Here is a 20,380-nt window from a genome sequence, read left to right as displayed (position 1 = left end):
TCTGAAGGGAACTCTACTGTATTCGGATATGCGGGAAGGACGGGGTGAGTTCACCGGCTCAGCCGACGTCGCCCCGGGCCTTCTGGGCGGCCTGAGCGGACTGGGAGTCGGGGCGCTTCTGCTCCACCCAACCTTCGGAGTTGCGCTGCGGAGCCACCGACAGCGCCAGAGATCCGGGCGGCACATCCTTGCGGACCACCGCGCCGGCACCGGTGTAGGCGCCGTCGCCGACCTCCACCGGGGCCACGAAGACGGTGTTGGAGGAGGTGCGCACATGGCTTCCGATGACGGTGCGGTGCTTATTCTCGCCGTCGTAGTTGGCGGTGATGTTGCCGCAGCCGATATTGGTGTGCTCGCCGATGACGGCGTCGCCGGCGTAGCCGAGGTGGGAGAGCTTGGCGCCGCGGCCGATCTCAGCATTCTTGGTCTCGTAGAAGGCGCCGATCTTGCCCTCTTCGCCCAGGACGGTGCCGGGTCGGATGTAGGTGAAGGGGCCGACCTTGGCGCGGGGGCCGATCCGTGCGCCCTCGGCCTGGGTGCGGGTGACCTTGGCGCCCTCGCCCACGATCACATCGGTCAGCGTGCTGTCCGGGCCGACGACGGCGTCGCACTCCACGTGGGTGCGGCCGTGCAGCTGGGTGCCCGGCAGGATGGTGGTGTCCTCCTCCAGGATCACCGTGGAGTCGATCCAGGTGGTGGCCGGGTCGATCACGGTGGTGCCGTGGCGCATCTGCCATTCGACGATCCGGCGGTTCAGCTCGGCGCCCAGGGCCTGGAGCTGGATGCGGTCGTTGGCGCCCTCCACCTGCCAGCGATCCCTGGTGGTCACAGCGGCTACGCGGCCGCCCTCCTGACGGGCCAGGGAGAGCACATCGGTCAGGTACTTCTCGCCCTGGGCGTTGTCGGTGGTGACCTGGGCCAGGGCACGGGTGAGCACGGCGGCGTCGAAGGCGTAGATCCCGGAGTTGATCTCACGGATCTGACGCTGCTCCTCAGTGGCGTCCTTCTGCTCGACGATCCCGGTGACCGAGCCGTCCTCGTCGCGCAGGATGCGCCCGTAGCCGGAGGCGTCCTCCAGCAGGGCGGTGAGCACGGTGACGGCATTGCCCTGGTCCTCGTGGGTGGAGACCAGCTCGTGGAGCAGCTCAGTGGTCAGCAGCGGGACATCGCCGTAGGTGACCACCACTGTGCCGTACTCGGCGGGGGTGCCGGCGGCAGTGAGGGCCTCCAGCCCGCATTCCACGGCACGGCCGGTGCCGGGGACATCGTCCTGGTCGGCCAGGGTGACCTGGAAGTCGTGGTCCTCTGCGAAGCCGGTGATGTGCTCGGCGACCTTCTCGCGCTGGTGGCGGACCACCGCCACCAGCTGCTCGGGATCCAGGCCGCGGGCCGCGTTGAGCGCGTGGCCGATCATGGAGACTCCACCGATGCTGTGCATGATCTTCGGCGTGCGGGACTTCATGCGGGTACCCGCTCCGGCGGCCAGGACGATGACTGCTGCCGGACGGGTGCTGGGGGTGGTCACGAAGATCTGCTCCTTGAGACGGGTGGCTCCGTTCCGCCACTAGGACTCGAACCTAGAATGCCGGTACCAAAAACCGGAGTGTTGCCGATTACACCATGGCGGACTGACAGGGATGCACAGAGAACTCTATCTGACTCACAGCCCCATCTCCGAGTTGTCGGACGTGTCAGAAGAGGTCCTTATGAGTGGAGTAATGCTCGCGTGCCGGCTCCAGGGATCCGGTGCCGTAGAGGCGCAGGACCTCGGCCAGCCCGGGGTGCTCGGACTCCAGGGCGTCGGCCGCATTGCGGATCTCCTGACCTGAGGCCACGGCGCGCAGCAGATTCCGCATCCCGGCCACCACGGAGCTGTCATCGGCCTCCACGGGCACGAAGGCCGTGGTGCTGCGGGTCAGCCGTCCGGTTGCGGCCTTGACCTCCTCCAGCTTGGCGGGGATCTGATCGCTGGGCAGGACGCCGGCCTGGATCTGACCCACCAGGTCCTCCAGGCCCTGGAGGCGCTGCATCACGGCAGGGTTGCCGATCTTGACGCGCTGGGCGCTGTTGAGCTGGGACAGCATGGGTGCGGAGATGCCCAAGATCGTCGCCAGCTCGGACTGGTTGAGCCCGAAGGCCTCACGGAAGCGGGTGAAGATATCGGAGAGGGGCTCACCATAGGCCTGTTTCTGCTGCTGGCGGCCTGCCTCGATACGGCTGTCCTCTGTCGGCACTCTCACTCCTCTGCTCGTCACGATGCTGTTCCTCTATTGTGCACCGGCAAAAGAAATTTTGCTTGCACCGCATTGACTTTGCTTCGGCAACTACCTAACATTGCTGGCGTAAACCGAATGGTCCGCCTCGTACGTGGGCAGAGTTCAGTAGGCTGAGAAGGAGCAGAGCATGGGTCCGCAGCAGATCCCCGACGAGGAACGTGGCGAGATGACGATCCGATTCCCCTGCCGGACTGTGGCCGGCGTAGGCCTGATCGGCCTGCTGGCCGCCTTCAGCGCACCGGAGGCCCACGCCGACGACGGCACCGATCACGCCGGCTTCACACTGGGCGGCACCCCGGTCAGCGGCGGCACCAACCTGGGCGATGCCACTGAGCTCACCCCCAACGCCGCCTACGTGGATGAGTTCGTCCATGACCAGGTCCTCTATTACCGCATCCCGCGAGAGATGGAGAGCTCCACTCTGCACGTCAGCCTGACCACTCCCCATGACGGCAGCGAGGACATGGACGTCTACTCCATGACGCTGGGCACTTGGGACGGCGAAGACTGCGCCAGCACCACCGACTCGGGCATGGTCACCGAGACCGGCGAGCGCCTGCGCACCAGCCATATCTCCACCGGGGTCGCCGCCGGAGAAGCCGCCGAGGACCTCGATGAGGACGAAGGCGACCTCTGCGGCGAAGCCGATGAACTCGTCCTGGCAGTCGGCGAGGACTGGGACGAAGACGATATGGGCGACCGGCCCTTCGAGCTGCTCATCTATGAGGAGCCGTCCAACGAAGAGGCTGAGGAGATGGCTGAGGAGCCCAGCTATTCGGATCTCGACTGGACGGAGATGGGCCGCGACATATCCGGCTCCATCACCACAGAGCCCGGCAATGACTTCACCGATGTCCCCTCGCTGGAGGCGGGCAGCACCTATGACACCACCATCTCCCCCGGTGAGGTGCAGATCTACAGCATCCCGATGCAGTGGGGCGAGTACCTGCAGACCGAGGCCTATTTCCCGGACACCGGTGCGGTGGACTCCGTGGACAACGTCTCCCTCGCGGTGATGAATCCGCTGCGCGGCCTGCATGACGGCGAATATGAGTCACTGAGCTTCGGGGACACCACGGAGCTGCGCACCGCCTCAGATCCGGTGAACTGGAGCAACCGCTACGACTCCTGGGCCTCCTCCACTCTGGCCGGCGAGTACTACCTGGTGGTGACCGCAGACGGGGCTGGCAGCAGCGAGGATGAGGAAGCCGAGCTGGACTACCTCCTGACGCTGCAGACCTACGACTGGGAGGACGCGGACACCGCAGCTCCTGCCTATGCCGACGGGCTCACCGACGCTCAGCCGCCCTTCGGCCCGCAGAACGAGGTCGCAGCCGCTGAGGCCGCCGAAGAGGAGGAGCGGGCCCAGATGACCGCCCTGGAGCGGGTCCGCAGCATGGGCGAATCCACCGGCCTGGTGATGAGCATGGGCGCCTTCGCGCTGCTCATGATGGCCACCGGCTCCCTCTTCATGGTCCGCGCCATCCGCCAGCACCAGAGGAACAACCCGTAGAGAAGTGAGTGAGCAACCGCCGAGGACTGATCGCACTGGCCGGGGTCACAGCAGTGACCTCGGCCAGTGCCGTTCCGGATGCGGAGCACGACGACGCCGACTGATCAGCACCGCGGGAGCGGCCCCTCAGCAGCGGGCACGCTGCCGTCATCAGCCGGCAGGCCTGAACAGACCGACCTCAGTAGGTCGCGAACCAGATGGTGAGGATCAGCAGCAGCACGCCTGCCGCGAGCAGCCCTGCCGAGATTGCGAAGGTCTTCCCCGCCCCGCTGCGGTATGGCAGCGGGTGCTCCGGGTCCGTCTGGTTGACGTCATAGAGGGCAGTGGGTGCGGGCCCTGTGGGCTCCTGATGATCCACCGGCGCCGTCGGGACGTTGCGGATGCCCATCATCTCCGTGGGCTCACCCTGAACCTGAGAAGCCGCAGGTGCGGGAGCCTCAGGACCGGGCACCTCACCGGCGGCCTCAGCCTGCGCCTCAGCGGACACTGCACCCGGAGTCTCCGGCGCGACCTCCTCAGCGGACGCGCCCGGAAGCGGCACCTGGGGCATCGTGCCGCTGGGCATCTCCGGCTCCTGGACCTCAGGAGCCTCCTCCCAGCCTTCGGGAAGCGGCGGAATGTGGTCGAAGAGCTCCACCTCACCCAAGATCTGCTCCGGCAGGACGTCCTGGGGCATCAGCCCGGCCTCCCACAGTCGGCTCTTGGCGGCGGCTGCGGAGTCGAAGCGGGCGGTCATACTCGGTGCGGCCAGCCGGTGGACCACATCGATCAGCGTCTGCGGCAGCTCATAGGGCAGGTCGGCCTCGGCCAGCGCCTCGGCGGCCTCGATCCCCCGCTCAGGCTTCATGCCGGTGATCATCTCCACTGCGCACATACCCGCCGCGTAGAGGTCAGCCTTCGGATCCGGGTCCCAGCCATGGGTCATGCACTCCGGAGCCAGGTAGCCCGGGGTCCCCAGCGCGTAGGGGCCGGTGGTCAGCCGCGGCTCATCGACTCCGGCGGCGATGCCGAAGTCACCCAGCCACATATTCGGATACCCGCGCCCGGAGGCGTCCAGCAGAAGGTTGGCGGGCTTCACATCACGGTGGACGATGCCCTCGGCGTGCAGTACCTCCAGCGCGGTGAGCAGCTGGTCCAGCAGCAGGACCACCAGGCGCGGCGGCAGCGGGCCGAAGTCGCCCACCAGCGTGGCCACCGATCCCCCGCGGATCATCGGCATGGTGAACAGGACCTTGTCATCCTCACCGGCCCAGCCGGTGGGGGCGAGCACATGCTGGTGCTCCAGCCTCAGACTCTGCTCGCGGATGAAGCGCAGCAGCGAGGTGGCGTCCACCTGGCGCAGGACCTTCGCCGCACAGTAGCGCTGGCGCTTATGGTCCCAGACGCGCCAGACGGTGCCCGACCCGCCCTCGCCGAGGAGGTCGACCAGTTCATACCGTCCAGCAAAGATGTCGCCCACAGTCGCTCAGTCTACGATCATCTGCCTCCGGTGCGAGTCCCATGTCAGTCTCACCGGTACTCTGGATCCCCTATGGCAACTCAGCAAGGACTCCATCTCCTCGGGGCCGAAGGGCTCACCATCACGTTCGGCACCCGCACCGTCCTGGACGACATCACCCTGGGCATCGATGCCGGCGACCGGATCGGGGTCGTCGGGCGAAACGGCGACGGCAAATCCACGCTGATGCGTCTGCTGGCCCGCAAGGAGGATCCCGACGCCGGCCAGGTCACCTGGCGCGGCGGAACCAGCGTGGGCTTCCTGGACCAGTCCGATGTGCTCCTGCATGAGGATTCGGTGCGCCGCGCCGTGGTCGGCGACATGGCCGAACACGAGTGGGCCTCTGACCCGAAGATGCGTGACATCGCCTCCGGCCTGCTGACCGGCCTGGACTGGGAGAGGCCGGTGGGTGAGCTCTCCGGCGGTCAGCGCCGCCGCGTGGCCCTGGCCAAGCTGCTCATGGGCGATCACGACGTGCTCATGCTCGATGAGCCCACCAACCACCTCGACGTCGAAGGCGTGGCCTGGCTGGCCGATCACCTCAAGCGCCGCTGGAAGTCCGGCGAGGGCGCCTTCCTGGTGGTCACCCACGACCGTTGGTTCCTCGATGAGGTCTGCACACTCACCTGGGAGGTCCACGACGCCGTGGTGGACGCCTTCGACGGCGGCTACGCGGCCTACACCCTGGCCCGCGCCGAGCGCGACCGTGCCGCCGCTGTGGAGGAGCAGAAGCGCCAGCAGCTGGTGAAGAAGGAGCTGGCCTGGCTGCGTCGAGGCGCCCCTGCCCGCACCACCAAACCGAAGTTCCGCATCGACGCCGCCACCGCCCTGATCAACGATGTGCCCGAGCATCGCGATGAGGTCCAGCTGAAGAAGATGGCCACCGCCCGGCTGGGCAAGGACGTGCTGGACCTCGAGGACGTCACCCTCTCGGTGGCCGAGGGTGAGGGCGAGTCCAAGACCCTCTTCGACGAAGTGACCCTGCGGCTGGGACCGGGCGAACGCGTCGGCGTCGTGGGTGTCAACGGTGCCGGAAAGTCCTCGCTGCTGCGTCTGCTGGACGGACGCACCGAGCCCGAAGGCGGGCGCCTCAAGCGCGGCAAGACCGTGCGCACCGCCATCCTGACCCAGGAGGTCGATGAGCTGCGTGAGCGTGCCGGCATGCGCGTCCACGAAGTCATGACCGAAGACAAGACCGTCTTCGACGTGGGCGGCAAGGAGATGTCGGCCGGCCAGCTGCTGGAGACGGTGGGCTTCGCCCGCTCCCGCCAGTGGACCCCGGTGGGCGACCTCTCCGGCGGTGAGCGCCGCCGCCTGCAGCTGCTGACGCTGATGACCGGTGAGCCCAATGTGCTCATGCTCGATGAGCCCACCAACGATCTGGACACCGACACCCTGGCCGCCATGGAGGACCTGCTGGACAACTGGCCCGGCACGCTGATCGTAGTCAGCCACGACCGCTACCTGCTGGAGCGCGTGACCGACCACCAGATCGCCCTGCTGGGCGACGGCAAGATCCGTGCGCTGCCCGGCGGCGTGGAGCAGTACCTGCGCATCCGCGAGGGCAAGGAGCCCGCACCGCCGGTGGACGGCCGCCGGTACCGCGGCGAGAGCTCGGCCAGCGCGACGCCGGCCGCACCGGCCGCCGCCCCCTCCCCCGGCAGCGGCGCTGCCGGGGCTGCTGCGGCCGCGGCATCCGAGGCCGGAAGCTCGGGCGCCGGGAAGGCGAGTGCGGCGAAGTCGGGCGCCAGCAGCTCGGCCCAGCAGCGTCAGGCGCAGAAGACCATGCAGCGGGTGGAGCGGCAGATGGAGAAGCTCTCGGCCCGCCGAGCTGAGCTCCACGACCAGATGGCCGCGGCCTCTGAGTCGGTGGACCTGGAGAAGCTCTCCGGCCTGCAGACCGAACTCAACGGGATCGAGGCCGAACTGGCCGAGGCGGAGGAGGCCTGGCTGGAGGCCAGCGAGATCGTCGAAGGCTGAGCCGCCCGGCGCACAGAGGCCGCACAGCGGCTATGGGAAACTGCGGCTGGGAGAAACTGCGGCTATGAGAATATGGCCCCATGCGGATCACACATCTCGGACATGCATGCGTACTGGTCGAGGCGGCAGGTCAGCGGATCCTGATCGATCCCGGGAACTTCTCCGGGCTCTGGCACGGGACCACTGAACTCGACGCTGTGCTGATCACCCACCAGCATCCCGATCATGTGGACCCTGAGCACGTCCCGGCCCTGCTGGAGCAGAATCCGCAGGCCCTCGTGGTCACCGCCGATGACGTGGATCAGACCGCCGAGCTCCCAGGCGCCCGCACCGTCTCCCCCGGAGAGGTCCTCTCCGTCGGAGAGCTCTCAGTGGAGACTGTCGGCGGAGACCATGCGGTCATCCACGAGGACATCCCCCGGGTCCACAACATCGGCTATGTGCTCCGCGCCGAAGGCGAGCCCGTGTTCTTCCACCCGGGCGACGCATTGGACACCGCACCGGCCGGCGTCGAGGTCCTGGCGCTGCCCCTGATGGGACCCTGGGCGGCGATGAAGGAGCAGGTGGAGTTCCTGCGCGCTTTGGGCGATGCCGCCGCGGAAGCCGGCACGGCAGAGGACTCCCAGGCCGGTGTTCCCCCGTACAGCATCCCGATCCATGACGAGCTGCTCTCCGACCGCGGTCGGGGGCTCCTGAACCGCCAGATCGGCCGGCTCACCGGCACCGAGATCGTCTCCCTGCGCGAGGGAGCCTCCCGCGACTTCGCCGTCGTGGACAGCTGAGCCGCGCGCCGTGGAGATCTCCGCCGAGCTGATCCTCAACCTGACCATCATCGTCCTGGTGGCCTTCGCCGCCGTCGTCCAGCGCATCACCGGGCTGGGCTTCGCGATGGTCCTCGCCCCCTTCCTGGTGGTCTTCCTGGGACCCCACGACGGGGTCATGCTCACCAACTTCCTGGCCCTGGTGGCCCCGGTGCTGATGCTGGGCTTCATCTGGAAGCACATCCAGTGGAGACGGGCGCTGTGGATCGGTGCGGTGGCCACGGTGACCATCCCGTTCTGCGGCTGGGCGGCCGCACTCAGCCCTCCGGGGCCGCTCTACATCGTCGTGGCCAGCCTGGTGCTGGTAGGGCTCTCCCTGACCGTGGTGCTCAGCCGCGCCACCGCAGTTCCCGACAGCCGCACCGCACGGGTGCTGGCCGGGATCGGCACCGGGGCCGGGGCTGTGACCGCCGGCGTCGGGGGCCCGGCCATGACGGTCTACAGCGTGCTGACCCGGTGGGATGTGGTGACCTTCGCCGCGACCCTGCAGCCGATCTGGATCGTGGTCTCCTGTGCCTCGCTGGCCACCAAATGGGGCTTCAGCGAGGACGGCCTGCCGGGACTGCCCTGGTGGGTGTGGCTCAGCTGCGCGGTGATGATCGTCGCCGGACTGCTGGTGGGCACCGTGTTGCAGAAGCGGATCCCGCACGAGATCGTCCGGCGCACGGTGATCGGCATGGCCTTCGCCGGGGCCGTGCTGGCGCTGATCACCGGAATCAGCACCACCACGGGCTGAACGCGGGCCCTGCCCTCAGCTACGCGAGGTGAGCAGCCGTGCGCCCGGAGCGGGGCCGGTGACCGGGATCGCCCACACGTCGGTGCGCTCCTCCAGGCTGGTGGCCAGCTGACCGGCTGCGGCGGCGTCGCGGGTCAGGAAGACCACCGTGGGCCCCGAGCCGGAGACCATGCCCTGCATAGCGCCCTCCAGCAGACCCGCATCCATCATCCGGTCCAGGGAAGGGATCTTCCGCACCGCCGGGGCCTGCAGCTCGTTGGTCATCAGCGTGGCGGCCATCTCAGCGTCGGCGGTGCAGACGGCGCGGACCAGGTCGGCGTCGAGCTCCGGCTCCTCCGCAGAGACCCCGGCCTCCTCACGCATGGCGTCCAGCTCCTGGTAGATCTCCGGGGTGGACAGGCCCGTGTTGGCCGGGACGATGACCAGGTGCAGCTCACCGCGGGTCAGCAGCGGGGAGAGCTCGTCGCCCACTCCCTGCCCGACGGCGGCGCCGCCCAGGATGGCGAAGGGCACATCGGCACCCAGCTCAGCACCCACCTCAGCCAGCTGCTCCTTGGAGAGGCCAGCGCCCCAGAGGGCGGAGCAGGCCACCAGGGCGGCTGCGGCATCGGCCGATCCCCCACCCATGCCGCCGGCCACCGGAACGTTCTTGGTGATGGTCAGGTCAACACCGGAGGTGATCCCGAGGCGCTCGCGGAGCTTCTGAGCGGCCTGGTGGGCCAGATTGCGCTCATCCAGCGGGATGGCCGCAGTGACGGTCTCCCCCTGGACCTGCTGCTGAACCTCGGTGAAGGCCGAACGCTCCGAGAGGCTCACGGTGATGGCGCTGTCCCGGCGCGGGGCGGCGGTGACCTCCTCGTGCAGGGAGACGGCGAAGTACAGCGTGGCCACATCGTGATATCCGTCCTCGCGGCGAGGTCCCACGCGCAGGCTCATATTCACCTTGCCCGGAGCAACGGCGGTCACGTGGCCGAAGAATTCGCTGTCTCGCATGGAGGAAACTCTACCGCCGCAGCGCCAGGGCTATCTGTGCATAGGCCGCCGCGTCCAGCGTCTCGCCACGGGCCGAGGGCTCGACGCCGGCAGCACGAAGTGCCTCCTCAGCGGCAGCTCCGGAGCCGACGAGTCCCGAGAGCGCCGCGCGCAGAGTCTTGCGGCGCTGGGCGAAGGCGGCGTCGATGACGGCGAAGGTCTCCTCGCGGGTGACCTCGGAGCTGATCGGCTCGCGGCGGTCGAAGCGGACCAGCCCGGAGGAGATCCGCGGCTCGGGCCAGAAGACCTTCTTCCCGACCACGCCGGCCTTGCGCATCTCGGTGTCCCAGGCGGCCTTCACGCTGGGCACCCCGTAGATCTTGGACCCGGGCCCGGCGCAGAGACGGTCGGCGACCTCCTCCTGGACCATCACCAGACCCTTGCGCAGCGAGGGCAGCACCTGCAGGAGGTGGAGCACCACCGGGACCGCGACGTTGTAGGGCAGATTGGCGACCAGCACCTCCGGCTCGCCGAGCTCCGGCGCCGGCCCGCCCTGCCGGGCCGCGGCGTCCCCGTAGGAGGACTCTGCGCCGATGACCCGGCCCGTCAGCTCCCCCGGTCCGACCTTCAGCGCGTCCTGGCGCACCACCGTCAGGTTCGCCGCCTTCTCCGGGCGCATGGTGCCGATGGTCTCCGGCAGCTGGGCGGCCAGCTTGGGGTCGATCTCCACGGCGGTGACCCGGGCGGCCTCGTCCAGCAGCCCCAGGGTCAGCGAACCGAGCCCGGGCCCGACCTCCAGCACATGCTCGGAACCGTCCAGCTCTGCCAGCCCGACGATCCGCCGGATGGTGTTCGGATCGATCACAAAGTTCTGCCCCCACTGCTTGGTGGGGTGGACGTTCAGACCCGCCGCGAGGTCACGGATATGGGCTGCTGAGAGCAGGGGCGGGCGCGCGGCGGGGTCCTGCTCGGCTGAGTCCTGCGCGCCGCTCACGTCCAGCTCCCGTAGGCCTGGGTGGTGTTGAGCATGACCTGCTGACAGAGGCTGTCCAGGCCGGCGTCGTCCTCGAGTCCGCGGGTCTGGGCCATCAGGCGCATGGTCTGCGGGATCAGGTACGGCGCGTTGGGCTGGCCGCGGTAGGGGTGCGGGGTGAGGAAGGGGGTGTCCGTCTCCACCAGGATCAGGTGCGGGTCGGCCACGGCGAGCGCCGAGCGCAGATCCGAGGAGTTCTTGAAGGTGACGGTCCCGGCGAAGGACATGTACCAGCCGTTCTCGTTGCAGATGCGGGCCAGCTCGGCGTCGCCGGAGAAGCAGTGGAAGACCACGCTGCGCGGCAGCTCCGGCGCGTCCTTGAGGATGGAGACGACGTCCTCGTGGGCGTCGCGGTCGTGGATCTGCATGGCCAGGCCGCGCTCGACGGCCAGGGCGATGTGGTCGCGGAAGCTGCGCTGCTGGGCGGCCACGCCCTCCTCGCCGGTGCGGAAGTAGTCCAGGCCGGTCTCGCCCACGGCCACGACCTGCTCGTCGGCGGCGAGTTCGGCGATCCGGGCGAAGGCGGCGTCGTATTCTCCGCGCTCGGCCAGCTCGGGGGCATCGTTGGGGTGCAGAGCCACGGCGGCCTTGGCGCGCGGGTCTGAGTTCGCGGCCTGCACGGAGAACTCGCTGGAGGCGACGTCATAGCCCACGCAGACGGCCCCGGCCACGCCGAGAGCTGCGGCGGTGTCCAGGTGCTGGGTCAGGCTGACGGCGACCTGGCCGTCTCGGAAGTCCAGGTGGGCGTGGTTGTCGATCACCGGCACCCGCAGCGGCTCCGGAGCCGGCGGGTAGTCCAGGCGACGCCTCTTCTTGGACTTCTCCTCCGTCGCGCTGCGCACGGGGCCGCCCTCAGGTGCCTGCTGCTCCTTGGGCAGGTAGGCCGGCGGCGTCTGTCCGGGGGTGGGCCGGTCCGGGGCAGCCTCACCTCGTAGGTGCCCGGCGGGAGTCACCGCCCCGTCGGCAGCCGGGTCAGCCGGCGTCGGGCTCTGCTGATCGTCACGCGCTTCACTCACGGTCCCCCACTCTACCGGGGCTGCTCCCCGCGTTGTTTGGGCGAAGAGTTGCTGTCTCAGCGGGATTTCGACCCTGAGACAGCAACTCTTCGCCCAAACAACTCAAGTGGCACGGAGGCGGACTGCTGATCGAACCTGCGAGACCGCACGACGGAAACCGTTCTGCGCATCTGAGCTGTTGTAGCAGAGCAGTAGCCACCCCTGGGCATGGAAGTCGTTGTCCCGCCGCTGGTTTCGTCGCTGCTGGTCAGGGTCGAAGTGCGTCCCACCGTCATACTGGATGGCGATCTTCAGCCCGGGATAGCCCATATCCGCCGGGTGACTGAACGGATCCGCCGGATCCGCCGGCACCTGCAGCTCCGGCTCGGGCAGGCCAGCATCCACCAGAGCCAGCCGCAGCTCCGTCTCTTTGAACGAGTCCGCCCCCACGCGGATCAGTCCCAGCGCTTCCTTCGCCCGGGCCTTGCCCGGCACCCGTCCGGCTTCTTCGACGACGCCGACCAACTCCCTCAGCGAAGCGAAGGGTTCGTCCCGCCCCTCGAACCTCTGCCGCGGCTGACGCACCAACTGGTCCCCGAAGGCGACGACGCTGGTCAGCGAACACCGAGCCGCGAGGTCGAACCAGGTCCGCGCCGGCGTCGTGACCGGCACGCCCCCGATCAGCATGACCTGCCCCTCTCGAAGCTCTCGTCGGTGACTGGTCACACCGTGCCGGCGGATGCGGCGCGCGGTGCCCGCAGGCTGAGTGAGGTGGACGGCGTCGTCGCGGGCGACCTCCCAGGGAAGGTGCAGGCCCAGCACGCGGGCAGCCGTGACGTCGGAGACCACGCAGTCCGGCAGCTCCTCGGCGAGCAGCACAGCCCTCATCCCCAAGGTCAGCTGGTCTGCGTCCTGGCGATAGAACCCGTAGAAGACGCGGTCGGTGTCAGCCCGGCGCAGTCGCTGCGGGTGGATCCCCTCGGCCCGCAGGAGAGCAGGGGTGAGGGTACAGCCATTCCATCTCTTGGGCAGGACCTCGGGGCGACGCATGCCCTGATTCTGCCGAGAAACGGAAAGCAGCGGCGGGAGTTCTCCACAGCCCCCGTTGTTTGGGCGAAGACTTGCCGTCTCACGCCTGAAATCCTTCTGAGACGGCAAGTCTTCGCCCAAACAACTCGGGGGTGAGAACGCGCCCGGGCAGAAAGGTGCCCCGCGGGAGGGACCGGCGTGCCGGCCCGCCCCACGGGGCACCTGGTTCTCCTGGTGTTATCCGGAGGGCCGGCGGCTCAGCGCTGGGCGTCGATCTTCTGCTGCTCCTTGATCTGGTGCGGCAGGGGTTCCGGGTCCTCCAGGAGCCGGCCGGCCTTGCGGTCGGCCAGGTACTGCTTCATCTCCTCCTTGACCCGCGGCGCGAGGATCGCGCAGCCGAGGACGTTGATGAAGATGCAGGCGAACAGCGCCGAGTCGGCGATCTCGAAGATGTTTCCCACAGTGACCAGGCAGCCCGTCACGATCAGGACCAGGACGAAGACTCGGAACAGCGTGTCCGAGAGCTGGCTCTTGCCGAAGAGATGGCGCCAGGCCTGGATGCCGTAGTAGGACCAGGTGATCACCGTGGAGAAGGCGAAGAGCAGGACGGCCACGGTCAGGATGACGTCGAAGCCGGGGATGAAGGTGTTGAAGGCGGCCGAGGTCAGCGCCACATCGCCCTCACCTGCTTCCAGAGCGTCGTCGTACTCCGGCGGCCAGGCGAAGATGATCACCAGGGCGGTCATGGTGCAGACCACCACGGTGTCGATGAAGGGCTCGAGGATGGCGGTGAAGCCCTCGGAGACCGGGCGGCGGGTCTTGACCGCAGAGTGGGCGATCGGAGCGGAGCCGACGCCGGCCTCGTTGGAGAAGGCAGCACGCATGACACCGATGATGATCACGCCGAGGATGCCGCCCTGGATGCCCTCCGGAGAGAAGGCACCGTCGATGATCGCGCCGACTGCGGACGGGATCTGGTTGAAGTTCGCGCCGATGACCACCAGGCAGGCCGCCACGTAGACCGCGGCCATGGCCGGGACCAGCTTGGCGGTGACGTTGCCGATGGACTTGATGCCGCCGATGATGACCACGCCGACCAGAGTGGCGAAGACGATGCCGAAGATGAGGGCGACGACCTCGCTGCCGAAGAAGCCGTCCTCGCCGCCGGTGGCCGCACGCAGCTGGGAGTAGGCCTGGTTGGCTTGGAACATGCCGCCGCCGACCACGCCGAACAGCACGATGGCCAGGGCGAAGATGCCGGTGATGATGGCCACCGGGACCCGGCCCAGCTTGGAGTAGGCCACCTTGAGGTACTGGAAGGGTCCGCCGTGGACCACGCCGTCCTCATCGATGTAGCGGTACTTCACACCCAGGGTGCACTCCACGAACTTGGTGCACATGCCCAGGAAGCCGGCCAGGATCATCCAGAAGGTGGCGCCGGGGCCACCCATGGAGATGGCCGCGGCCACACCGGCGATGTTGCCCAGGCCCACAGTGGCCGCTGTGGCGGAGGTCAGAGCTTGGAAGTGGGTGACCTCTCCGGGGTCCTTATCCGTGGTCCACTTGCCGCGGACGGTCTCCAGGCTCACCGGTGCGGTGCGCAGCTGGACGAATCCGAAGTACACCGAGAACGCGATGGCCGCAAAGATCGACCACAGCACCACCACGTAGGCGTCGGTTCCGCCGATGGGCACCTCCGCGAAGATGACGGCGCCCAGGACTGCATTGATGCTCTCGAACCAGCCGTCGATGGTGTCGGCGATTCCTTGGACCGCTGAGGGATCTTCCTCAGCGGCCGCCGCGATGAGCGGCGAGTCAGTTGTGCTCATAGGTCTCATTCCTCACGAATGGTCGATGCGAGTGTGATTCCCCTCACAATGTAGCGAGACATTACTCGCTCGTAGAGCAATAATCTAGCCCGGCCGCGTTTCCGTGAGCTTGCCGTGAGCAACGAATATGTTTCTTTTATGTTTCCAGCGAGACGATCGTTGCACCATCCACCGGTGCCGCCTCACTTTCGCAGGGCCAGAGCGGCGTCGTAGAGCTCCCGGGAACTGACCTCCCGGCCCTCCGCCACGTCCTTGGCCACCACCTTGAGCTTCTCGCCAGCCGCCGCGCGGTCCACCACCTGCTGGGCCAGCTCCTCCACCGAGAGCTCGACGCCGCCCTCGGCCAGGTCCGCACCGCCCAGCACCAGGACCATCTCGCCCTTGACCGTACCCTGCTCCTGACGCTGAGCGAAGGTCTCTGCGAGCTCGGCCAGGCTGCCCCGCAGCACCTCCTCGTGCCGCTTGGTCAGCTCGCGGCACAGCGCCGCCGGCCGCGTGGGCCCCAGCTCGCGGGCCATCTCCTCCAGCGTGGCGGCCACGCGATGCGGAGATTCGAAGAGCACTGTGGTCCAGTCCTCTCCCGCCAGCCGTTCCAACAGACGACGCCGATCGCTCGCCTTCCGCGGCAGGAAGCCGGCGAAGGTGAAGCGGTCAGTGGGCAGCCCGGAGAGCGCCAACGCAGTCGTGACCGCTGAGGCGCCGGGCGCCACAGTGACCCCGACGCCGGCCTCGATGGCCGCGCTGACCAAACGGAAGCCCGGATCGGAGACCGCCGGCATGCCCGCATCGGAGACCACCAGGACAGTGGTCCCCTCGTGGGCCGCGGCCAGGATCTCCTGGGCGCGGGAGGCCTCGTTGTGCTCGTGCAGGCTCAGGAATCGCCCCGGAGCGCTGATACCCAGCGCCTGGCAGAGATGCCGAGCCCTTCGGGTGTCCTCGGCGGCGACGATCTCGGCGCTGAGCAGCAGACGCTGCAGTCGGTCAGTGGCATCGCCCAGGTTCCCGATCGGAGTCGCGGCCAGCACGATAGGGGCCTCCCAGAGGGAGTCGGTGTCATGTCCCATGGTGCAAGTAGCATAGCGACGATGGAAGAGAAGCTGGGTGCGCGGCCCCACCGTCCGGGGCTCTGGGGCTGGCTGGTGCCGCTGCTCATCACCGTGGTGGCCGGAGCCCTGCGCCTGCGGGGCCTGAGCAATCCGCACCTGCTGATCTTCGATGAGACCTATTACGCCAAGGACGCCTATGCCCTGCTGATCGCCGGCCATGAGCTGGTCTGGCCCGAGGGCGCCGATGACATGTGGCTCTCGGGCAGCGCGGCCCCCACTGATGAGGGCTCCTATGTGGTCCATCCGCCGCTGGGCAAATGGCTGATCGCCATCGGGCTCCACCTCTTCGGGATGGAGTCCGGCTTCGGCTGGCGCGTCTCCGCGGCGGTGGCCGGGACGCTGAGCGTCCTGCTGATCACGCTGATCACCCAGCGGATGTTCCGCTCGGTGTTCCTGGGGGCGGTGGCCGGCGTGCTCACCGCTGTGGAGGGCCATCACCTGGTGATGAGCCGGGTAGCCATGCTGGACATCTTCCTGATGCTCTTCGTGCTGGCGGCCTTCGGCGCCCTGCTGATGGACCGTTGCAGCACCCGACGCCGATTGGCCGCCTGGGTCGAGACCCACCAGACCCAGCCGGCGCAGCCGGACCAGCCTGCAGAACCCGCGCAGCCGTCTCACCCCGAGCAGCCCAAGGGCCCCTGGCTGCTCTGGCGCCCCTGGCTCTTCGCCGCAGGGATCCTGCTGGGCGCGGCCACTGCGGTGAAGCTCTCCGCGCTGGCCTTCGTCGCCGCATTCGGCATCATGGTGGTGCTCTGGGATCTGCAGGCCCGCCGCGCCGCAGGCATCCGGCGCTGGGCCTTCAGCGGTCTGACCCGGGATACGCCCTGGGCACTCATCACCGTGCTGCCGCTGGCCCTGTTCACCTACGTGAGCTCCTGGGCCGGCTGGCTGCTGAGCTCCTCCGCCTCACACCGCCAGTGGCACACCCAGCATGAGGCTGAGGGCCTGGCCACACTGGTCCCCGGCCCGCTGCGCTCCCTGTGGGCGTATCACCGCGAGGCCACGAACTTCCATCAGGACCTGACCTCCGGCCACGACTACGCCTCCTCCCCCTGGACCTGGCTGTTCATGGGCCGCCCGGTCTCCATGCACTACCAGTCCTATGAGCACGGCGAGTCCTTCCCCTGGGACGAGGACGCCGTCTGCCGGGCCCAGACCTGTTCCTCGGCCATCCTGGACCTGGCCAACCCGCTGATCTGGTGGACCGCACTGATCGGCGTCGTGGTGGTGCTCCTGCTCTGGCTGGGCCGCAGGGATTGGCGCTATGGCGCGATCCTGGCCGGCTATGCGGGCGGATTCGCCGTCTGGCTGCTGTTCCCGGACCGCACGATGTTCTTCTTCTACACGATCAGCTTCCACCCCTTCGTCATCCTGACCCTGGTGGTGCTCGCCGCGCTGATCCTGCGCGCCGGGCACAGACCGGACCAGTCGGAGGAACGACGCCGGGAGCTGCAGCGGCGCAATACGGTGATCGTGCTCTGCTATGTGCTGCTCGCGGTGGCGGTCTCGGTGTTCTTCCTGCCGCTGTGGACCGGTGAGCTCATCCCCACCGATCAGTGGCGGCTGCGCATGTGGCTGGAGAACTGGATCTGAATCGACAGCCCCTGCTGTGGAGCAGAACCACTGCGTAGGTAGACTGCCGCTGTGACTTCCACCGATTCTCACACCCAGCAGGCCGCCGACCCGACCACTGCGGACTCCCCCATCACGGAGAGCTCCACCGAGCAGATCGCGCACCTGGATGACGCGATCAACGTCACCGACGGCGTGCTGGCGCTGCTGGCCGCATCTCCGGACAAGGCCGTCTACGCGGTGCCCAACGGCGCCGGCGGCTGGGTGGACGTCTCCATCACCAGCTTTGTGGAGCAGGTCCGCCGCACCGCCAAGGGCCTGATCGGCCTGGGTGTGAACCCCGGTGACCGTGTGGCCGTCATGTCGGCCACCAGCTACTCCTGGGCCGTGATCGACCAGGCCATCTGGTTCGCCGGAGCCGTCTCCGTGCCGATCTACGAGACCAGCTCCACCCACCAGATCTCTCACCTGCTGGCCCATTCGGAGGCCGGCCTGGTGCTGATCGGCGATGAGCAGCTGCGCCCCACCGTGGAGAGTGCGGCGAAGACCGCCTCCGTGGAGGTGGAGGTCCTGCCTTTCGACTCCACCGCCGCGCTGGCAGCCATCGCTTCCCATGGCGGCGAGGTCTCTGATGAGCTGCTGGAGAAGGCCCGCTCGAGTGCCGGCCTCGACGATGTCGCAACCCTGGTCTACACCTCCGGGACCACCGGGAAGCCGAAGGGCGTGCGCATCACCCACCGCAACCTCGCCGAGGGTGCGGCCAACCTCGTCGCCTTCGCCGACGACATCCTGGGTGAGGGCGAGTCCCGGACGCTGCTGTTCCTCCCCCTGGCCCATGTTCTGGCCAGGGCTGTGCAGCTGGCCTGCCTGCACAACGGCATCCAGGTGGCCCACAGCGGCAGCACGGAGAACCTCATCGAAGACCTCGGATCCTACCGCCCCACGTGGCTGCTGGCCGTGCCCCGCGTCTTTGAGAAGGTGTTCCACGGTGCCTCCGCCAAGGCGCATTCCGAAGGCAAGGGGAAGATCTTCGATGCCGCCAAGTCCACCGCCATCGCCTACTCCCGGGCGCAGCAGGCTCAGGCCTCGGGAACCGGCAGTGGCCCCAGCACCGGGCTGAAGGCCAAGCGGGCGCTCTTCGCCAAGCTGGTCTACTCCAAGCTGCATGCGCGCATGGGCGGCAACGTCACCCACTTCGTCTCCGGGGCCTCCCCGCTGGACCCGGAGATCGCCCACTTCTTCACCGGCATCGGACTGCCGGTCCAGGAGGGCTACGGACTCACCGAGTCCACCGCGCCCATCACGCTGAACATCCCGGAGGCCACGCGGATCGGATCCGTGGGCCTGCCGGTGCCGGGCAGCACCGTCCGGATCGCCGAGGACGGCGAGGTCCTGCTGAAGGGACCGGTGGTCTTCGCCGGCTACCACAACGCGGAGAAGACCACGCTGGGGGCCTTCGACGCCGACGGCTTCTTCCGCACCGGTGACCTCGGTGAGCTCGACGCCGACGGCTTCCTGACCATCACCGGCCGGAAGAAGGAGCTGATCGTCACCGCAGGAGGCAAGAATGTGCTGCCCACTCCCCTGGAGGAGGCGGTGCGCGCCCATCGGCTGGTGGCCCAGTGCGTCGTCGTCGGGGATGGCCGGCCCTTCGTGGGCGCTCTGGTGACCCTGGATGCCGAGGCTCTGGACGGGCGCAGCCTGGAGGAGGCTGCGGCTGATCCCACAGTGCGCGAGGAGATCCAGCAGGCGGTGGGTCAGGCCAATGAACGGGTCTCCCGCGCAGAGTCCATCCGGAAGTTTGAGATCCTCTCCACCGAGCTCTCCGAGGAGTCCGGCCACCTGACCCCGTCGATGAAGCTGCAGCGGCATAAGGTCATCGAGGACTTCTCTGAGCAGATCGAGGCGCTCTTCAGCAGCTGAGCCTCGGCAACCGGGCCCGGTTTCGTCGCCGTCGTCACCGCCGTCTCCGCCGCCGCCAAACCCGCGTTGTGTGGGCACTTTGGGGCGCTCTGAGCATCCGAGGATCACTCAGAGCGCCCCAAAGTGCCCACACAACTGGTCAGCCCTCCAGCGCTTTCCAGGCGTCGGCGATGATGTCCTCCAGGCTGTGCTGCGGCGCCCAGCCCAGCACCTCGCGGGCCTTCTGACCCGAGGCCACCAGCGTGGCCGGATCCCCGGCGCGGCGCGGCTCCTCGGTCACCGGCACCTCTTTGCCGGTCACACGCCCGACGGCGTCGATCACCTCGAGCACGCTGGATCCCACACCGGTGCCCAGGTTGAAGACCTCGTGGGTGCCCGACTCAACCCATTCCATGGCGAGCAGATGCGCCTGAGCCAGGTCCAGGATGTGGATGTAGTCGCGCACTGCGGTGCCGTCCGCCGTCGGGTAGTCGATGCCGAAGAGCTTGGCGCCCTCCCCCTCGCCTTGGGCGGCCTTGAGCAGGTTGGGGATCAGATGGGTCTCCGGGTCGTGGCGCTCGCGCAGCCCCTCGGAGGCCCCGCCCACGTTGAAGTAGCGCAGGCTCACTGCGCCCAGCCCGTGGGCGTTCGCCTCAGCGGTGAGCATATGGTCGATGGCCAGCTTGGAGGCTCCGTAGGGATTGATCGGCGCCGTGGGGTGGTCCTCGGTGATCAGTCCCCCGGGCAGGTCCGGCAGCGGGTTGCCGTAGACCGCGGCGGTGGAGGAGAAGACCAGCCGCTTCACGCCGGTGGCGCGCATAGTGTCCAGCAGTCCCAGCGTGGCCACGATGTTGCCGTGCCAGTACCGCTCGGGGTGCCGCACCGACTCCCCCACCAGCGACTTCGCCGCCAGGTGGATGACCGCATCGAAGCTGGAGTCCAGGATGTCGGCGGCCGCGGAGAGATCTCCGTGGTGCCATGTGGCACCGGCGAGGACGGCGTCGGGGTGACCTGCTGAGAGGTCGTCCAGCACGACCACCTCATGTCCCTGGGCGAGCAGCTGCTGAGCCACCACGCTGCCGATATAGCCGGCACCGCCGGTCACCAAGACCTTCATT

Annotated in this window: 16 protein-coding genes and 1 tRNA gene; 6 read left to right on the top strand and 11 right to left on the bottom strand. The window is 68.2% G+C overall.

Translation table 11 applies throughout. The annotated features are described in order from the left end of the window. Window positions 1-58 precede the first annotated feature (58 nt). The 3 genes from glmU to IEW85_RS05955 form a co-directional block, all read right to left on the bottom strand. Window positions 59-1,462, bottom strand: coding sequence for a bifunctional UDP-N-acetylglucosamine diphosphorylase/glucosamine-1-phosphate N-acetyltransferase GlmU (gene glmU / locus IEW85_RS05965; protein WP_373286551.1), 1,404 nt, complete (start codon window positions 1,460-1,462; stop codon window positions 59-61). A 94-nt stretch (window positions 1,463-1,556) separates the two neighbouring features. Further along, window positions 1,557-1,628, bottom strand: a tRNA-Gln gene (locus IEW85_RS05960). 63 nt (window positions 1,629-1,691) lie between these two features. Next, entirely contained in the window at window positions 1,692-2,234 is a 543-nt protein-coding gene (locus tag IEW85_RS05955) for a helix-turn-helix domain-containing protein (RefSeq protein WP_188683711.1), read from the bottom strand. A gap of 169 nt (window positions 2,235-2,403) precedes the next feature. Here IEW85_RS05955 and IEW85_RS05950 point away from each other — a divergent pair, with 169 nt between their 5' ends. Next, complete coding sequence (locus tag IEW85_RS05950) at window positions 2,404-3,789, top strand: hypothetical protein (RefSeq protein WP_188683709.1); 1,386 nt, start codon at window positions 2,404-2,406, stop codon at window positions 3,787-3,789. 178 nt (window positions 3,790-3,967) lie between these two features. On the opposite strand, the gene IEW85_RS05945 is transcribed toward IEW85_RS05950, so the two are convergent. Next, window positions 3,968-5,248, bottom strand: a complete 1,281-nt coding sequence (locus IEW85_RS05945) for a serine/threonine-protein kinase (protein WP_188683707.1) — start codon at window positions 5,246-5,248, stop codon at window positions 3,968-3,970. 72 nt (window positions 5,249-5,320) lie between these two features. Here IEW85_RS05945 and IEW85_RS05940 point away from each other — a divergent pair, with 72 nt between their 5' ends. From IEW85_RS05940 to IEW85_RS05930, 3 genes are all read left to right on the top strand, one after another. Further along, the gene (locus IEW85_RS05940) at window positions 5,321-7,267 is read left to right on the top strand and encodes an ABC-F family ATP-binding cassette domain-containing protein (RefSeq protein ID WP_188683705.1); all 1,947 of its coding nucleotides are present in this window, start codon (window positions 5,321-5,323) and stop codon (window positions 7,265-7,267) included. Window positions 7,268-7,347: 80 nt separating this feature from the next. After that, window positions 7,348-8,049: an MBL fold metallo-hydrolase gene (locus tag IEW85_RS05935; RefSeq protein ID WP_188683703.1), complete on the top strand. Its 702-nt coding sequence runs from the start codon at window positions 7,348-7,350 to the stop codon at window positions 8,047-8,049. A gap of 10 nt (window positions 8,050-8,059) precedes the next feature. Then, window positions 8,060-8,824: a sulfite exporter TauE/SafE family protein gene (locus tag IEW85_RS05930; RefSeq protein ID WP_188683701.1), complete on the top strand. Its 765-nt coding sequence runs from the start codon at window positions 8,060-8,062 to the stop codon at window positions 8,822-8,824. A gap of 15 nt (window positions 8,825-8,839) precedes the next feature. Here IEW85_RS05930 and IEW85_RS05925 read toward each other — a convergent pair whose 3' ends face one another. From IEW85_RS05925 to rsmI, 6 genes are all read right to left on the bottom strand, one after another. Further along, on the bottom strand, window positions 8,840-9,817 hold the full coding sequence (locus tag IEW85_RS05925; RefSeq protein WP_188683699.1) for a 4-(cytidine 5'-diphospho)-2-C-methyl-D-erythritol kinase: 978 nt from the start codon (window positions 9,815-9,817) through the stop codon (window positions 8,840-8,842). Between the two features lie 10 nt (window positions 9,818-9,827). Next, entirely contained in the window at window positions 9,828-10,790 is a 963-nt protein-coding gene (gene rsmA / locus IEW85_RS05920) for a 16S rRNA (adenine(1518)-N(6)/adenine(1519)-N(6))-dimethyltransferase RsmA (protein WP_229658840.1), read from the bottom strand. Next, on the bottom strand, window positions 10,787-11,707 hold the full coding sequence (locus tag IEW85_RS05915; RefSeq protein ID WP_188683945.1) for a TatD family hydrolase: 921 nt from the start codon (window positions 11,705-11,707) through the stop codon (window positions 10,787-10,789). The genes rsmA and IEW85_RS05915 overlap by 4 nt, the downstream gene beginning before the upstream one ends. Before the next feature lie 240 nt (window positions 11,708-11,947). Beyond that, on the bottom strand, window positions 11,948-12,874 hold the full coding sequence (locus IEW85_RS05910) for a PDDEXK family nuclease (protein ID WP_188683697.1): 927 nt from the start codon (window positions 12,872-12,874) through the stop codon (window positions 11,948-11,950). A gap of 236 nt (window positions 12,875-13,110) precedes the next feature. After that, the gene (locus IEW85_RS05905; RefSeq protein ID WP_188683695.1) at window positions 13,111-14,682 is read right to left on the bottom strand and encodes an alanine/glycine:cation symporter family protein; all 1,572 of its coding nucleotides are present in this window, start codon (window positions 14,680-14,682) and stop codon (window positions 13,111-13,113) included. A gap of 182 nt (window positions 14,683-14,864) precedes the next feature. Further along, complete coding sequence (gene rsmI / locus IEW85_RS05900; RefSeq protein WP_188683693.1) at window positions 14,865-15,746, bottom strand: 16S rRNA (cytidine(1402)-2'-O)-methyltransferase; 882 nt, start codon at window positions 15,744-15,746, stop codon at window positions 14,865-14,867. A gap of 21 nt (window positions 15,747-15,767) precedes the next feature. On the opposite strand from rsmI, the gene IEW85_RS05895 reads away from it, so the two are divergent. Next, window positions 15,768-17,381, top strand: a complete 1,614-nt coding sequence (locus IEW85_RS05895) for a dolichyl-phosphate-mannose--protein mannosyltransferase (protein ID WP_229658839.1) — start codon at window positions 15,768-15,770, stop codon at window positions 17,379-17,381. A 51-nt stretch (window positions 17,382-17,432) separates the two neighbouring features. Continuing rightward, window positions 17,433-19,283, top strand: coding sequence for an AMP-dependent synthetase/ligase (locus tag IEW85_RS05890; RefSeq protein ID WP_229658838.1), 1,851 nt, complete (start codon window positions 17,433-17,435; stop codon window positions 19,281-19,283). Between the two features lie 139 nt (window positions 19,284-19,422). Here IEW85_RS05890 and galE read toward each other — a convergent pair whose 3' ends face one another. Next, on the bottom strand, window positions 19,423-20,379 hold the full coding sequence (galE, locus tag IEW85_RS05885; RefSeq protein WP_188683689.1) for a UDP-glucose 4-epimerase GalE: 957 nt from the start codon (window positions 20,377-20,379) through the stop codon (window positions 19,423-19,425). Window position 20,380: the final 1 nt, after the last annotated feature.

Source organism: Nesterenkonia cremea (assembly GCF_014642675.1).
In the GTDB taxonomy this organism is placed as follows: domain Bacteria; phylum Actinomycetota; class Actinomycetes; order Actinomycetales; family Micrococcaceae; genus Nesterenkonia; species Nesterenkonia cremea.
The sequence above is the reverse complement of the archived record's forward strand: the minus strand, read 5'-3'. Positions and strand labels throughout refer to the sequence as shown.